The sequence below is a fragment of the Paenibacillus sp. Marseille-Q7038 genome (genome assembly GCF_965111595.1).
In genome coordinates this window covers 371,671-386,919 of record NZ_CBCOOM010000002.1, presented here as the reverse complement: position 1 = coordinate 386,919, position 15,249 = coordinate 371,671, and the positions used below count along the sequence as shown (strand labels likewise).

At 40.9% G+C, this 15,249-nt stretch carries 17 protein-coding genes and 1 riboswitch; of the genes, 16 read left to right on the top strand and 1 reads right to left on the bottom strand.

What is annotated here, in order from left to right:
- The first annotated feature begins 187 nt into the window (after positions 1 to 187).
- The 5 genes from holB (at position 188) to rsmI (ending at position 4,239) form a co-directional block, all read left to right on the top strand.
- A complete protein-coding gene (holB, locus tag ACWPWY_RS19020) occupies positions 188 to 1,162 on the top strand; it encodes a DNA polymerase III subunit delta' (protein WP_454193210.1) in 975 nt (324 codons plus the stop codon).
- Between the two features lie 146 nt (positions 1,163 to 1,308).
- The gene (locus ACWPWY_RS19015; RefSeq protein ID WP_160036692.1) at positions 1,309 to 2,109 is read left to right on the top strand and encodes a PSP1 domain-containing protein; all 801 of its coding nucleotides are present in this window, start codon (positions 1,309 to 1,311) and stop codon (positions 2,107 to 2,109) included.
- 29 nt (positions 2,110 to 2,138) lie between these two features.
- Entirely contained in the window at positions 2,139 to 2,507 is a 369-nt protein-coding gene (yabA, locus tag ACWPWY_RS19010; RefSeq protein ID WP_454193209.1) for a DNA replication initiation control protein YabA, read from the top strand.
- A 77-nt stretch (positions 2,508 to 2,584) separates the two neighbouring features.
- Positions 2,585 to 3,355 carry a tRNA1(Val) (adenine(37)-N6)-methyltransferase gene (locus ACWPWY_RS19005; protein WP_454193208.1) on the top strand — a complete coding sequence of 257 codons (771 nt, stop codon included), beginning with the start codon at positions 2,585 to 2,587 and terminating at the stop codon, positions 3,353 to 3,355.
- Entirely contained in the window at positions 3,352 to 4,239 is an 888-nt protein-coding gene (gene rsmI / locus ACWPWY_RS19000; protein WP_454193207.1) for a 16S rRNA (cytidine(1402)-2'-O)-methyltransferase, read from the top strand. Before ACWPWY_RS19005 ends, rsmI begins: the two co-directional genes overlap by 4 nt.
- Positions 4,240 to 4,434: 195 nt before the next feature.
- Here rsmI and ACWPWY_RS18995 read toward each other — a convergent pair whose 3' ends face one another.
- Positions 4,435 to 4,689, bottom strand: coding sequence for an AbrB/MazE/SpoVT family DNA-binding domain-containing protein (locus ACWPWY_RS18995; protein ID WP_047914173.1), 255 nt, complete (start codon positions 4,687 to 4,689; stop codon positions 4,435 to 4,437).
- A 349-nt stretch (positions 4,690 to 5,038) separates the two neighbouring features.
- Between ACWPWY_RS18995 and ACWPWY_RS18990 the strand changes: the two genes are divergently transcribed.
- From ACWPWY_RS18990 to spoVG, 11 genes are all read left to right on the top strand, one after another.
- A complete protein-coding gene (locus ACWPWY_RS18990) occupies positions 5,039 to 6,319 on the top strand; it encodes an HD domain-containing protein (RefSeq protein WP_454193206.1) in 1,281 nt (426 codons plus the stop codon).
- Positions 6,320 to 6,380: 61 nt separating this feature from the next.
- Positions 6,381 to 7,145 carry a TatD family hydrolase gene (locus ACWPWY_RS18985; RefSeq protein WP_454193205.1) on the top strand — a complete coding sequence of 255 codons (765 nt, stop codon included), beginning with the start codon at positions 6,381 to 6,383 and terminating at the stop codon, positions 7,143 to 7,145.
- 189 nt (positions 7,146 to 7,334) lie between these two features.
- Positions 7,335 to 7,550: riboswitch (cyclic di-AMP (ydaO/yuaA leader) on the top strand.
- Between the two features lie 271 nt (positions 7,551 to 7,821).
- Entirely contained in the window at positions 7,822 to 9,030 is a 1,209-nt protein-coding gene (locus ACWPWY_RS18980; protein WP_454193204.1) for a ubiquitin-like domain-containing protein, read from the top strand.
- Between the two features lie 166 nt (positions 9,031 to 9,196).
- Positions 9,197 to 9,742, top strand: a complete 546-nt coding sequence (gene rnmV, locus ACWPWY_RS18975) for a ribonuclease M5 (protein ID WP_454193203.1) — start codon at positions 9,197 to 9,199, stop codon at positions 9,740 to 9,742.
- A gap of 13 nt (positions 9,743 to 9,755) precedes the next feature.
- The gene (gene rsmA / locus ACWPWY_RS18970) at positions 9,756 to 10,637 is read left to right on the top strand and encodes a 16S rRNA (adenine(1518)-N(6)/adenine(1519)-N(6))-dimethyltransferase RsmA (protein WP_454193897.1); all 882 of its coding nucleotides are present in this window, start codon (positions 9,756 to 9,758) and stop codon (positions 10,635 to 10,637) included.
- 101 nt (positions 10,638 to 10,738) lie between these two features.
- Positions 10,739 to 11,647 (top strand): sporulation peptidase YabG, encoded by a 909-nt coding sequence (yabG, locus tag ACWPWY_RS18965; protein WP_454193202.1) that lies wholly within the window; start codon positions 10,739 to 10,741, stop codon positions 11,645 to 11,647.
- A gap of 252 nt (positions 11,648 to 11,899) precedes the next feature.
- A complete protein-coding gene (veg, locus tag ACWPWY_RS18960; protein WP_160036682.1) occupies positions 11,900 to 12,178 on the top strand; it encodes a biofilm formation stimulator Veg in 279 nt (92 codons plus the stop codon).
- A gap of 257 nt (positions 12,179 to 12,435) precedes the next feature.
- Positions 12,436 to 12,612, top strand: coding sequence for a small, acid-soluble spore protein, alpha/beta type (locus ACWPWY_RS18955; RefSeq protein ID WP_105406382.1), 177 nt, complete (start codon positions 12,436 to 12,438; stop codon positions 12,610 to 12,612).
- A 175-nt stretch (positions 12,613 to 12,787) separates the two neighbouring features.
- A complete protein-coding gene (gene ispE / locus ACWPWY_RS18950) occupies positions 12,788 to 13,642 on the top strand; it encodes a 4-(cytidine 5'-diphospho)-2-C-methyl-D-erythritol kinase (RefSeq protein WP_454193201.1) in 855 nt (284 codons plus the stop codon).
- A 115-nt stretch (positions 13,643 to 13,757) separates the two neighbouring features.
- A complete protein-coding gene (gene purR, locus ACWPWY_RS18945) occupies positions 13,758 to 14,591 on the top strand; it encodes a pur operon repressor (RefSeq protein ID WP_454193200.1) in 834 nt (277 codons plus the stop codon).
- Between the two features lie 171 nt (positions 14,592 to 14,762).
- Positions 14,763 to 15,047: a septation regulator SpoVG gene (gene spoVG, locus ACWPWY_RS18940; RefSeq protein WP_047914164.1), complete on the top strand. Its 285-nt coding sequence runs from the start codon at positions 14,763 to 14,765 to the stop codon at positions 15,045 to 15,047.
- The last annotated feature ends 202 nt before the right edge of the window (positions 15,048 to 15,249 follow it).

The following is a 15,249-nucleotide window of genomic DNA, read 5'->3' as shown; positions in this document are numbered from 1 at the left end:
TTTATATATATAGCTCCTTTTTAACTGGTAATTAATTTTATTATCATCCTAAAATTTATATTACCAGTTAACATGATATAATAGATAAAGATGATGATTTGTAATTCTTTTTGATGAAGAATTGAATATATAGAATTGTCATACAAACATAATTCATGCGGCAATATAGCATGGGGAGGATCATCTCATGTCTTTTCGTGATATTATGGGCCAGGAAACAGCAAAACAAATGCTGCAAAGCGGACTTCGGCAACAATCAACCAGTCATGCCTACTTATTCAGTGGTCCTGCGGGCAGCGGGCAGCGACAAATGGCTACTGCATTAGCCCAAGCGATCTATTGTACTCGTCAGCAGGATGATGCGTGTGGAGAATGTCTGGAATGTCGTAAGGTGGAACACGGGAACCATCCGGATCTACATTATATAGAGCCTGAAGGGGCCAGCCTTAAGATTGATCAGATTCGTGAGCTGCAGAAAATTTTTAATTACCGGTCCGAGAACAACAATCGTAAAATTTACATTATAGATCAGGCAGATAAGATGACGACACAGGCTGCAAACAGCTTGTTAAAGTTTCTTGAAGAACCTCAGGTACCCGCTGTAGGGATCTTAATAACAAGTAACAAAGGCGCTATGATTCCCACTATTCTATCCAGGACACAAGAGGTTCCCTTTAAGGCACTTAGTCCAGAGCGAATCGAAGAGGTGTTTGTGAAAGAAGGATATTCACCTGCACTTGTGAGAACGGCCGCTTTTTTAACCTCAGGGTTAGAGTCATGTAAGAGTCTGCTTGACCAGAATTGGTTTGCAGAAATTAGAAATGTAATGTTACAATTAGGAGGAGAGTCACTGACGAGAGGCAGTATGTCGCTGGTTTCTGCACAACAGAAACTTTTCAAGACAGGACTTTCTGAACATCTTGAACTGATGTTTGATATGTTCCATTTGTGGTTCAAGGACATGCTTTATGTAACTTACGGCAAGCAAGAGAACGTTATTTTTATAGATCAACTTAGCGCCATTTCTACGATAGCAAGAAGTCGTTCGACAGAGCAGTGGGTATCTTATATGGATTTAGCTGCAGAATGCAGAAAAAAATTGCGTTCGAATATGAATGGACAACTATGTGTGGAGCAATTTTTGATTGGACTTGCATCGTAACTTTTTTAAAAGGGTCTAGTCAGCAATAAATATATTGTTTTTTTATTCTTTACCCTAGCAATGTCTTAACATATTACGCTTTGATTGCGGTCTTTTATTTAAAGACTTCAATAGAGGTTTTATTGGTATACAAGGGGGTTAATTTTTTGTATAGTGTAGTCGGTGTCCGTTTCAAAAAAGCGGGCAAAATTTATTACTTTGATCCCCTCGATCTTCCTATTGAAAAGGATTCTAGCGTTATTGTAGAGACCGCTCGCGGGATTGAGTACGGCAAAGTAGTTATAGGTAAGAAGGAAGTCGGGGAATCTGACGTCGTATTGCCTCTCAAAAAGGTCATTCGTATTGCAGGAGAAGCGGATGCCAAAGTGGTGGAAGAGAATAAGCTCGCAGCAAAGGACGCATTTGGAACCTGTTTAAATAAAATCAGAGACCATGGCCTCAAAATGAAGCTGGTTGATGTAGAATTTACTTTCGATCGTAATAAGATCATATTTTACTTTACGGCAGAAGGCCGTGTAGATTTTAGAGAACTGGTGAAAGATTTGGCAAGTATTTTCCGTACTCGTATTGAATTACGCCAGATTGGTGTGCGTGATGAGGCGAAAATGCTTGGAGGAATAGGTCCATGTGGACGAGTACTATGCTGTTCCTCATGGCTTGGGGATTTTGAACCCGTATCCATCAAAATGGCGAAGGATCAGAGCCTCTCGCTCAATCCAACCAAAATATCAGGACTTTGCGGAAGACTTATGTGTTGCTTGAAATTTGAGCATGATAACTATGAGAGTGTTAAAGAAGAGATGCCAGCAGTAGGAAAACTTGTGGTTACCTCACTTGGTGAAGGTAAGGTCGTTGGAATACATGCAGGTAATCGAACCATTCATGTTCAGTTGTTTGAGATAAATAAAGTGAAAGAACTTTCAATGGATGACGTTGTCATCAAGTAAACCATTATGTTTGCTTTCGGGGTGGGATTTTGGAGAAGAAAACAGTTTTTGCACACATTCTTGAAATGGAAACACAAATGGGACAAATGAGCAGTGATCTGGGAGAGCTGAAAATGATCGTAAAGGAATTGCTCGAAGAGAACCAGCGTATCACACTAGAGAACGAGCAACTTCGTAAGGTGTTAAAGCGTGGAGCTTCTGCCGAGAAGGCTACTCCTACACCCAAGACTCCTGTACCTCAGACTCATGTCCTTGAGCCAGAAGAAGATGTTGTTGGTGAAGGTCATGACAACTTGGCTCGATTGTATTATGAAGGTTTTCATATTTGTAATGTCTATTATGGTCATTTACGAACGGAAGGCGATTGTCTGTTCTGTCTGTCATTTTTGAATAAGTAATGAGCCGTAGGGGTTCCCTACGGTTTTTTTTTAGGGATTAGGAACGATATTAAGGGTAAGGCAGGGAAGAGATAAAAATGAAAAGTAACGAAGTCTTTTTACACCCTTCTGAACGATTAGATGATCTTCTTACGCATGATCTACAGATCATTCAGAGCGATGAAGTTTTTAGTTTTTCCATGGATGCAGTCCTCTTAGCAAGGTTTGCAGGGATTCCGAAAAGAGGGAAAATTCTAGATATATGCACGGGTAACGGAGTCATTCCTATTCTGTTAACCACTCGGACAAAAGCTTCTATTGATGCAGTTGAGATTCAACCCAGATTAGCAGAAATGGCAAGACGAAGTGTGCAATTAAATCAGCTGGATCAGCAGATCAAAATTTACGAGGGGGATGTGCGGAATTTTGCTGAACAGATTGGGTATGGAAAGTATGATGCAATCACAGTGAATCCACCTTATATGCCTCTGAATGGAAGTGACATTAAACTGAGTATACATCAAGCTACAGCGAGGCATGAACTGAACGGAACGCTGGAAGACATTATAAAAGCTTGTATGCACCTTGTGCGTACAGGAGGAAAAGTCTCTATGGTTCATAAACCACAGCGTATCGGAGAAATCATTACGCTGATGCGTAAATACCGATTGGAGCCTAAACGTATTCGTATGGTTCACCCTCGGATTGATAAAGAGGCAAACATGGTGCTAATTGAAGCTTTACGTGATGGAAAACCGGATGTAAGAATGCTCCCGCCTCTGATTGTCTATAACGAAGAGGGACAATACTGTGAGGAGATTATGAACATCTATTATGGTGAGCACAATCTAGAGGGGGAGAATAAATGAAATTCCAGATACAGAAAAGTTTTGATAGTGAGATACAGACAGGAACACTCTATTTAGTTGCTACACCCATAGGTAATTTAAATGATATGACTTATCGTGCAGTACAGACGCTGAAAGACTGCGACATTATTGCTGCTGAGGATACAAGGATGACAAGAAAATTACTTAGTCATTTTGAGATAAGTCCTGAGCTTTTATTTAGCTATCATGAACATAATAAAGCTGCAAGTGGACCTGAGTTAATACGTTATATAATAGAAGGAAAAAATTTGGCCCTCGTTAGTGATGCAGGAATGCCGGCTATTTCAGACCCTGGTTCTGACCTAGTTACGCTGGCCATTGAAGCAGGTATTCCCGTGGTTACTGTACCCGGTGCTAATGCCGCTTTATCTGCTCTCATTGCGTCAGGTTTACCTACAGAAAGATTTACGTTCATTGGCTTCTTACCGCGAGATAAAAAGGATATGCAAAAGGTTTTAGAAGCAGTAGGTTACTCCCAAGGGACATTAATCTTCTATGAATCACCACATCGCGTACTGAAAACATTAACAATCATACTTGAGAGTTATGGCAATCGAAATGTGGTTCTCGCTAGAGAGTTGACAAAAAGACATGAAGAATATGTAAGAGGGAGCGTACAGGATTGTATCGATTGGCTTGAGGAGAATCCACCGATTGGAGAGTACTGTGTCATTGTGGAGGGAATGAGCGCCGAGGAAGAACATACGCTGCAGAATGAATGGTGGCAAAACTTAGAGTTAGGTCAGCATGTAGAGCATTATGAAAATGAAGGATTATCCCGAAAGGATGCAATGAAAAAAACAGCGTCTGATCGCGGATTATCGAAAAGAGATATCTACAATGCCTTATTAAAAGAAGAGTAAATAATGCCGAAAATCAAAAAATGCCTTCGCCAGTTACCAAGTAACGGGCGAAGGCATTAAGGAGTATAAAAAGGCTAGAGATAACCGTAGTTAAGACTAAAATCAAAAAAGAAAGCTATATATAAAATGGTGAAGAAATCTATAATTAATTTAAAATGATAGCTTTTCTATAGTATCTTTTATAACCTATATTCCTTAGTTAGTCACAGGTGCAGGGATTTCAGAAATACATTCGTGACAAACAATTTTTCCTTTGAAGTATGTTACGTTCTCTGCATTACCGCAGAAGATACAAGCTGGCTCGTATTTTTTGAGCATGATGCGCTCTCCGTCAACATAAATTTCCAGAGCATCTTTTTCTCCGATGCCCAATGTACGACGTAGTTCGATCGGGATAACCACCCGTCCTAGTTCATCAACTTTTCTTACAATACCTGTAGATTTCATCATAAATTTGTTGCTCCTCTCGCCATCACTTATAATTGCATTATTCGACATTATTTTATCTTTTATGCTAATCATCATACCAACCATTCCCAAATCAGTCAACATTAAAAATGACTTATTAGATTAATATTTAATGAGCATCTATTAAAAGGACTGGTTTATCTATGATTTTCACTGTCGCTTTTATTATTATAACGCTTGTCGATTTGGAAATCAAAACTATAGCCTAATTCGACACAAAATGTCGTAAAATGTCGAAAAAAATAATAAATAGTTGACTAAAAGTCGAAATTGATGTAAGGATTGCGCGCAATTGAATTTTAATTCATTATCTTGAGGAGGATTGAGACATATGCAACTAAAACTAACTGAAGAAAAGGTTTTTAAAGATCCAGTTCATAATTATGTGCATGTTAAAGATCCAATTATCTGGCAGCTGATCAATACCCCTGAATTTCAACGTCTTCGTCGAATTAGACAGCTGGGAACTTCCTATCTAACTTTTCATGGAGCTGAACATAGTCGTTTCTCTCATTCGCTCGGTGTTTATGAAATCACAAGAAAAATTATTTCGCAATTTGAGCGAAGTGGTTATACTGACTGGCCGACAGAAGAGAAACTTGTCGCACTTTGTGCGGCTCTGTTGCATGATGTGGGCCATGGACCTTTTTCACATTCTATAGAAGAAGCATTTGATATGAATCATGAAGAGTGGACATGTAAAATTATTATGGGAGATACGGAGATCGGGGCAATTCTAAGAACGGTTTCGCCTGATTTTCCCGAGAAGATCGCTTCTGTCATTGAAAAGACCTACGATAAACCAATTGTAGTAAACCTTGTGTCGAGTCCACTGGATGCGGATCGTATGGATTATTTATTACGAGATGCTTATTATACTGGGGTAAACTATGGCACGATTGATCTCGATCGAATTCTACGAATGCTGCGTCCGTATCATGGCAGGGTTGTCGTAAAGGATTCAGGAATGCATGCTGTAGAAGATTATCTTATGGCTCGTTATCAAATGTATTGGCAAGTATATTTCCACCCTGTAACCCGCAGTTCAGAAATTATTCTTCGTCAAATCTTTAGAAGAGCAAAAGAGCTTGTTCAAAGCGAATATTCATTCGGATTTATGTTACCCTCACTCCTTTCCCTCATTAAAGGGAATATTACGGTACAAGAATATCTTCGTATTGATGAGTCCATTATACAAACTGCATTTAACCAGTGGACGGAAGAAAAGGATGAATTGCTGCGGGAATTATGTACGCGATTCTTGGATCGAAAACTGTATAAATATGTAGAAGTAGATCTTAAGTCAGCTGATGAAATCACAGAAATGACAAATGCTTTTCAAGAAGCGGGACTTAATCCAGAGTATGACCTGGAAATTGATTTTCCATCAGATCTGCCGTATGATGTGTTTCGTCCGGATGATGAGGATAGCCAAAAGCAAATCATTATCATCGATAAACAGGAACGACTGCGCGATATCTCAGAAGTATCTGAAATCGTTCGGTCCATTAGTGGAATTCAGCGAGGCAATTATCATTTATATTTTCCACAAGAAAAAGTGAGAGCCGTTCTAGAACAACTTCCACCTCAAATTGCAAAAATATTTTCATAAGCATGTAATCTTTTTTTAGAATAGATACTTTTCATTCATAGCAAGAGAGGGGCACAAAACGATGTTATTTGACACACATACCCATTTAGATGCAGCAGAATTTGACAACGATCGAGAAGAAGTGATCCAGCGTGCTCTCGATGCGGGAGTAACTCGGATGGTAAATATCGGTTTTAATCGCGAAACGATACCGACGACCATGGAACTTGTCGAAAAGTACGATTTCATCTACGGAGCTGTTGGCTGGCATCCGGTTGATGCCATTACGATGAAAGATGGAGACCTGGAATGGATTGCTTCTTTGTGTGAGCATGAGAAAGTGGTAGCGATCGGGGAGATTGGGCTAGACTACCACTGGGATACTTCTCCGAAAGAAATTCAGCATACGGTTTTACGGCGTCAGATTGGACTTGCTAGAGAAATCGGCATGCCGATTGTTATTCATAACCGAGACGCTCATGAGGATATAGTTAAAATCCTGCGTGAAGAAAAAGCACATGAAGTCGGCGGAATCATGCACTCTTTTTCAGGAAGCTGGGAAACGGCACAAATGTGTCTTGATATGGGATTCCATCTTTCGTTCGGAGGCCCTATTACTTTTAAGAATGCGAAACAGCCGAAAGAGGTACTTGCCAAGGTACCTATGGATCGATTATTGATTGAGACGGACTCTCCATACCTTACACCACATCCGTATCGCGGAAAGCGAAATGAAACGGCACATGTAGCGCTCGTGGCAGAAGCTGCAGCAGCATTAAAGGGGGTATCTGTAGAGGAAATCGGGCAGATTACGACCCGAAATGCACTGGAACTATTTGGAATATAGTTCATATATGGAGCAAAATAGATGAAATAGTGAGTAAACAAGAGCGATTCACCTTTTTGGAAGGTTTTTCACGTGTTTATTACAAACTTTTAACCATTTATTTAGAAAAACGTAGTTGAATACGGCTTTACAACATGCATATAAACAGGATATCATCGTTTCAGTGAAATGTTGAAAAATTCACTTCGTGTGTTATTCTCGCTGAATTCTTCGAAAACCGAAGAACGGGGGAACCAATAAGGTGGTCTTACAAGCATATCGCTATACACTTTAGACCATCATATTTGATTCATTTTGAGTCTTGGGGTGAAGGAAAAGGCACTAGCCATGAGCTAATGACCTGATCCAGGGCGACTCTTGCGTCCCAATCCGACAGCTAACTCCGTAAGCGTATAAAGAGGTAAACTCGCGTATGATGTTTCCGGTTATTCTTGTGAACTTACCCGGAAGCCATGAGAGAGCTCCTCAAAAACTCTCTACTGGCTTTTTTGTTTTAGAAGAATAAAAGTTACAACCTCGTCATACTGTTGGTTAACAGGAGGAAACATCATGCCGCGAAGAGTGGCACATGGTGCAGAAACAGAGTGATCTGATTCTGTATACAAATGTAATAGTCGCGTCAAAATACTATCATGCATTACTCTTGACGGCGGGGCTACGAAGGAGGACGGAGTAAGTGGGAAATTTCCAACCAGAGGAGACCCATGAGTCACCATCATCCAGCAAGTCTTACGCGTTGCGATGGAAGCATGAGAATCTGCGTCAAATGATACTAGTCGCAATCTTCTCAATCGCACTGTTAGTTATGGTCTCTCTTATTGTTTACAGTCAGGGAGGTAAAGAAATTTCACTAGTCGTGGATGGCAAGGTCCAAACGCTGGAAACTCGTGAGGGTATGCTTAATGAAATGCTGGATGAGCATGCAATCACAGTAAGCCCCCATGATGAGATTTCGATGCCGCTGAATGGAGCAATCAAAGATGGAGATCAAGTTACCATTAAACGAGCTGTTGCAGTGAACGTAACAGCGGATGGAAAAACGGAACAAATTTATACGACAAAGGATACAGTCCAAGAAGCGCTTGCAAATGAGGGCGTGAAGGTATCAGAAGATGATAAAGTATATCCTTCTGTGGACACCGCGGTGAAAGCAGATCTTAATATTAAAATTGTCCGGGTAGCAAAACAAACGGCAAAACAAGAAGTTGCGATTCCTTATAAAGTAATCAAAACTGCTGACCCTAGCTTGTACAAAGGGGATAACCGCGTAATACAAAATGGGCAAGAAGGTGTGATGGTTCAAACCATCGAGAAAGTGTTCCAGGACGGCGAGTTGGTATCCAAGAAAATGACGGATAAGACAGTTGCGAAGAACCGAGTCGATAAAGTCATTGCTGTCGGATCCAAGAAAAAGCCAGAGCCTAAACCTGAACCTGAACCTGAACCCGAGACACTTGTGGCGGCAGCAAGTACACCTAATACAAGTAACAAATCTTTATCGGATAAAGTGAAGAAGGTATCTTCCTCTTCTTCAACCAGTGATACAATAACGAAAGACGGTGTGTCTTTCAAAGCAAAAAAAGTACTTAATAATGTGTCTATGACAGCCTATTCTTCGGAAGAAGAAGGTATAGGAACGAAAACAGCGTCCGGTACTCGTGTACAGGAAGGACGTACAATTGCTGTAGATCCAAATGTGATTCCACTTGGATGGTGGGTATACATTGAAGGCGTCGGCTTCCGCCGTGCTGAAGATACGGGCGGAGCTATTAAAGGAAATAAAATAGACGTGTATTATGACAGTCTGGATCAAGCCTTGACTTTTGGCCGTAAAAAGGGAAAAACCGTGTATGTTATCGGTCCTGTGAAGCCGGAACTGAACTAAAATATAATTTACAATGCATCGCTAATGCTATAGTATTAACAACATGATTCGGTGATGCTATATAAGGTAAACGAAAGTTTAGACCACAGGTCTATCGTTTGCCTCTTACATGCAGAAGAGGAAATTTTCCTCTTCTCTTTTTGTTTAGAAAGGAAGTCAAGCGGTCATGATTAAAGAAATTATTGTTGTTGAAGGCAGAGATGATACAGTTGCCATTAAACGTGCTGTAGATGCGGATACCATTGAAACTGGGGGCTCTGCTATTAATGCTCAAATTTTGAGAAAAATCGAACTTGCCCAGCAGAGAAGGGGCGTAATTGTATTTACAGATCCTGATCATGCAGGAGAACGTATTCGTAAAATAATAGCGAATAAAGTTCCCGGGGTAAGTCATGCTTTTATAAAAGAAAAAGATGCGACTCGTAAAGGTGATATTGGTGTTGAGAATGCTTCACCGGAAGCGATTCGTGAGGCATTATCACGAGCTCATACGGCGTATGAGACAGCTAAGCCGCTTATTGACTGGCAGGACTTGATCGAAGCAGGACTTATTGTGCACCCAAATGCCGCTTCTCGGCGTATGGAGCTTGGTAATATCTTAGGAATTGGTTATTGTAATGGAAAACAGCTATATAAAAGATTGACAATGTTTCAGATTAGTCGTGAAGAGTTTGTAAATGCACTTGAGCAAATTGAACAAAAAGGATTGTGAGAACGTGAAGGGTATGGATGAAATTGCAACACCAAGGCGGACAAAAGAGATTATTGCAAGACACGGATTTTCTTTCAAGAAAAGCTTGGGACAAAACTTTCTTATTGATCAGAACATCCTCCACAAAATTGTAGATGCTGCAAATCTGGATGAAAACAAAGGTGCGTTGGAGATTGGACCAGGTATTGGGGCACTGACTGAAAAACTGGCTCAGGCAGCTAAGAAGGTAACTGCAGTAGAGATTGACCAACGCCTGATCCCGATTTTGCGAGAAGTACTTGAACCTTATCCTAATATATATTTACATCATGGCGATGTTCTTAAAACAGATTTACCTGCATTATTTAAAGAAAATTTTAGTGATGTCGATAAAGTCAGCGTCGTGGCTAACCTTCCTTATTATGTGACAACTCCTATTCTGATGAAGCTGCTCGAAGAGAAGCTGCCGATCGACAACATTGTGGTCATGATTCAGAAAGAGGTAGCAGAGAGAATGGCTGCATCTCCAGGCACAAAAGAGTACGGCACCCTTAGTATTGCTGTGCAATATTACAGTGATCCAAAGCTAGTATGCATCGTACCGCATACGGTCTTTATACCTCAGCCTAATGTAGAGTCTGCCGTTATTCGATTGAAGGTAAGGGAAAAGCCGCCTGTTGAGGTGGTAAGCGAAAAACACTTCTTCGAAGTGGTCCATGCTTCTTTTGCTCAACGACGGAAGACGATAGCAAACAACTTAAAAAGCCGTTTCTTTACCAAAGAAAACAAAGATGAATTAGAACCGCTTCTGCTTAAGGCAGGTATTGAACCGACTAGACGCGGGGAAACACTCAGTATCGAGGAGTACGCTCGTTTGAGTGCTGTTTTACTGGAAGCAGGCATAGGTACGGAGTAAACTAATATTACAGTCCAAGGATCTAAGAATTCATATTTTTTATCACCTACGAACCAAAGCAGGGGGACGCCCATACCATAGGGTTAGAGGTGATAATGTTGATGAATTTAGGAGACTTGGTCATTCGGAAGTCGTACGGTGGTGACGTTACTTTCCGAGTAGAGGCTCTCCAGGAGGATAAAGCGGTGATTAAAGGAACCGAATTCAGGCTTCTTGCCGATTCCCCCCTGGATGATTTGGTGAAAGTGCCATACGAACCAGAAACAAAAAAAACAAGATTGGCTCATATTAAAGCCAATGAGTCGTATTCGCTGCTTCAGCAGCATCGCAAAGAACAGGCACAACGAAATCAGGCAGGACTTATTGATGATTGGAACCATACAGCAGCAAAGACAGAAACCCCTTCTTATTTTGAAATGCCTGGTAAGGTGTTGCATTTGGATGGGGATCCTAATTACTTAAAGAAAAGCATGGCGTTATACGAAAGGTTACGTGTACCTGCTGAAGGTCACTTCGTGCATGAAGGGTCTATGGCAGATACCCTTTACCGATTACTGCCGCGTTCCCGTCCAGACATTGTTGTTATTACAGGGCATGATGGAGTTTTGAAGAGTAGACAGCCGTATGATCTTTACAACATCAATCATTATAAAAACTCAGCTAATTTCATTGCTGCCATACAAGTTGCAAGACAATATGAGTGGCATCTTGATGCACTCACTATTGTGGCGGGGGCATGTCAGTCTCATTTTGAGGCGCTGATCCGTGCGGGTGCTAATTTTGCGAGTTCACCTAGCCGGGTACTTATTCATGCACTTGATCCGGTATACGTGGCGGCTAAAGCTGCTTTTACTTCTGTCAAAGATACAATGAATATGAATGACATCGTCCATCATACAATTACGGGTAGTGAAGGAATAGGCGGGCTTGAATCCAAAGGGAGTTACCGAATCGGCCTGCCTCCATTACAAGATTTAACGACTTTAAAGGTTACGCCGGCTGCAATCTAAAAATCGGCGAATATATTTTTAAAACTTTCTTGAGAACAGATTCCTTTAATGGATTCTGTTTTTTTATTTCACATAACAACATACTAATGAACTAGGTTTGGATACTTCATAAAAATGATTTAAAAAAATATAGAATCCGCCAAAAAATTCGTTGACAACTTATTTTTGATACTGATATAATGATTTATTTGATTTGACAATAAATAAGAAACGTTGTATAATGGACAAGAGGAAAGAGGTGGTCGTTACACGATGGCTAAAAATACGCTATTGGATATTAAACGAAGTCTCGACGCTCACGTTGGTCAGAAGATCTTGCTTCGTGCGAACGGCGGACGCCGTAAGACAATTGAGCGGACCGGTGTACTCGAAGAAACGTACCCTTCTGTTTTTATTGTCAAGCTAGATCAAGAACAACAAACGTTTAAACGAGTGTCTTACAGTTACGCCGATATATTAACTGAATCTGTACAAGTTTCAATTTTTGATCCTGAGCAGGTTGCAAGTGAAATATCGTATACCGAAGTGTAAGCATGATTTTTGTAAGGTGGTCTTATCCTGGTTGCAGGGTGAGGCCATTTTTTTGTATATGGGTTGCTTTTAGGAGTTTGTCTCATTTTTTATAGCTAAATCGTTTAATTTGTTTGGCGGTATACATACCCTGACTCTTCGTTTAAACCTTATCCAATACCAAAACATAGCGATAAGTCTTGATGCATATTGTTTCTTTTCTAAAGAGATACTAATGGTGCAGGAAATTATCAGTCCCCTTATAAGGAGGAACCACCATGAGTCGCAGAAGACGCAGTGTAATGTCAGAGGAACTTAAGAATGAGCTTGCAAAAGACTTAGGCTTTTATGATACCGTTCAGCAGGAAGGCTGGGGAGGCATCAAGGCTAAGGATGCAGGCAATATGGTAAAGCGGGCAATTCAGCTCGCTGAACAGGCTGCGAGAAAGTCCTAGAAGGAACATAGCATTAGACTCCCTGAATGTAGGGGGTCTTTTCTCTCTATTTTTAACCCTATTGTTTACTAAGCAGGTATAAGTTGGTCTATGATCGGCAGAATGACTTGACAGCGTCATTTTGATATAATATGTTAAGTTGTCTTGAGGGAAAAGCTAAGGGTGGGTGAACGCCTTGAAAATTTACGAAAAAGCTCCTGCAAAAATTAATTTGATGCTGGATGTATTACATAAAAGAAACGATGGGTATCATGAAGTTGAGATGATCATGACAATGGTCGATCTTGCTGACCGAATCGAGATGGCAGAAATGCCTCGCGACACCATCATGATTTCCAGCCAGGCGGGATATATTCCCCTTGATGAGAAGAATTTAGCCTTTCAGGCTGCCAGGCTAGTAAAAGAGCGATATAACGTCAAGAAAGGCGTCTATATTCATTTAGATAAAAAAATCCCGGTCGCTGCAGGACTAGCAGGGGGAAGCAGTGATGCTGCTGCAACCCTGCGAGGACTAAATAAACTTTGGGGTCTCGGTATTTCTAATGAAGAACTTAGACTTCTAGGTGCAGAGCTTGGGTCTGATGTCCCTTTCTGTATAACAGGAGGTACGGCCCTTGCAACAGGAAGAGGAGAGAAGCTCTCGATGATGCCAAATCCTCCTCAATGCTGGGTAATCCTTGCGAAACCGCCCATCAATGTATCAACGGCTGAGGTCTATGGTCGTGTACGAAGTGATCGTATTACACATCATCCTTCGGCCAAAAGAATGGAAGAGGCAATTCGCAATCAGTCCTTTGCAGGGGTTTGCCAGGAACTTGGTAATGTTTTAGAAGATGTTACCCTAAAACTTCATCCTGAAGTAGGTCAATTGAAGGAGGCCATGCTGCGTCTTGGCGCCGATGGTGTATTGATGTCAGGGAGCGGACCTACTGTATTTGGACTGGTCTCCAAAGAATCAAAAGTACCAAGAATTTACAATGGACTGCGTGGTTTCTGCAAAGAAGTTTATGCGGTGAGATTACTAACTTAGAATAATTTTTCCAAATATAGTGCTATTTTGATTTGTCGCATTGTACATATACGTACAAAATGATATATTTATTAGCAAATATTCGGATTTGGAAGTAGATCGTGAGGAATCGTCTGTGAAGAAATTAAAACGTAGTGCACGTTTGGTTGAAATGACACAATACTTGCTCTCTAGACCACATACCTTAATCCCGCTTACTACTTTTGCAGAACGATATGGAGCTGCGAAGTCATCCATAAGCGAAGATTTAGCTATTATTAAGGAAGTATTTGAAGAAGAAGGCATGGGGGATTTGCAGACTCTTGCAGGTGCTGCCGGCGGTGTGAAATTTATGCCGAAAATGTCTCAAGAACGGGCTTTCACTTTTATTAAGCAATTGTGCGGAAAGTTAGAACAGCCTGATCGGATTTTACCGGGCGGATATTTATATATGTCTGATTTGCTGGGACAACCCTCTATTGTTAACGAGATTGGGAAGATTTTAGCTACTGCTTTCTCGGGACGCGAAATCGATGCAGTCATGACAGTAGAAACAAAGGGAATTCCTTTGGCTTATGCGGTAGGCTCCCAGTTGAATCTTCCAGTTGTTCTTGTTAGACGAGATCATCAGGTGACTGAGGGCTCAGCTGTAAGCATTAACTATGTATCCGGTTCTCATAAAAGCCTTCATACGATGTCACTCTCAAGAAGAGCACTGCCTGAAAAATCTCGTGTGCTTATTGTAGATGACTTTATGAAAGCAGGGGGAACTGTCCAGGGGATGATTGATCTCCTAGGGGAGTTTAATGCGGAAGTCGCAGGTGTAGGTGTATTGGTTGAATCGGGAACAGTGGATTCGGAGGAGCGTCTGCTCCATGACTATATTTCCTTAGCGACATTAACTGCTGTTGATGCGAAAACGAAGCAGATCACAGTGAAGCCTGGAAATTATTTTGATTCTCTTTTATAGTGTGCTGATTTTTGGTGAGTTTACACTATTTTTGTCGAAAATGTACTAAATCGGGTCAATAACAAAAAAATTCCTAAAATTAGGACATTTTGTAGCAGTAAAAAGAAGGAAATCTTGCATGTTGTGTGGAATTATACACCAAGTTCCGATGGAAAAAGGTGGTGAACACACATGCAGATCACAGATGTCAGACTCCGCCGCGTTAATTCTGAGGGGAGAATGAAGGCAATAGCTTCCATTACTATTGATAATGAATTTGTCGTTCATGACATTCGAGTTATTGACGGCAACAATGGAATGTTCGTTGCTATGCCAAGTAAGCGGACTCCAGATGGAGAATTCCGTGACATCGCCCATCCGATTTCTTCAGGGACTCGTGAGAAGATTCAGGCTGCTGTATTGGCCGAATACGAACGCGCTGCAACTGAAGAAGAGGTTATTGAAGAAGGCGCATAATAACATTATTGGGGTTCGAAAGAAAAGAGAGTCATTCTATGGCTCTCTTTTCTTTTTTTCAATAATGAAGTATATTCTTTAATGAGTAAGATTGAGCGTAGTTACATCCCTTCCTGAAGTTAAGGATTAGGGTATAATTGTTTGCGCCCAATTCACTGTTGAATAGTCCTGAGATCCTTTTTTGGAATTAGAGTGGATAACA

Bases quoted from the DNA above. Each gene is read 5' to 3' on its own strand.
- holB (WP_454193210.1), top strand. From the start codon at position 188: ATGTCTTTTCGTGATATTATGGGCCAGGAAACAGCAAAACAAATGCTG.
- ACWPWY_RS19005 (WP_454193208.1), top strand. From the start codon at position 2,585: ATGAAAAGTAACGAAGTCTTTTTACACCCTTCTGAACGATTAGATGAT.
- rsmI (WP_454193207.1), top strand. From the start codon at position 3,352: ATGAAATTCCAGATACAGAAAAGTTTTGATAGTGAGATACAGACAGGA.
- ACWPWY_RS18995 (WP_047914173.1), bottom strand. From the start codon at position 4,689: ATGATGAAATCTACAGGTATTGTAAGAAAAGTTGATGAACTAGGACGG.
- ACWPWY_RS18990 (WP_454193206.1), top strand. From the start codon at position 5,039: ATGCAACTAAAACTAACTGAAGAAAAGGTTTTTAAAGATCCAGTTCAT.
- ACWPWY_RS18985 (WP_454193205.1), top strand. From the start codon at position 6,381: ATGTTATTTGACACACATACCCATTTAGATGCAGCAGAATTTGACAAC.
- rnmV (WP_454193203.1), top strand. From the start codon at position 9,197: ATGATTAAAGAAATTATTGTTGTTGAAGGCAGAGATGATACAGTTGCC.
- rsmA (WP_454193897.1), top strand. From the start codon at position 9,756: ATGGATGAAATTGCAACACCAAGGCGGACAAAAGAGATTATTGCAAGA.
- yabG (WP_454193202.1), top strand. From the start codon at position 10,739: ATGAATTTAGGAGACTTGGTCATTCGGAAGTCGTACGGTGGTGACGTT.
- veg (WP_160036682.1), top strand. From the start codon at position 11,900: ATGGCTAAAAATACGCTATTGGATATTAAACGAAGTCTCGACGCTCAC.
- ACWPWY_RS18955 (WP_105406382.1), top strand. From the start codon at position 12,436: ATGAGTCGCAGAAGACGCAGTGTAATGTCAGAGGAACTTAAGAATGAG.
- spoVG (WP_047914164.1), top strand. From the start codon at position 14,763: ATGCAGATCACAGATGTCAGACTCCGCCGCGTTAATTCTGAGGGGAGA.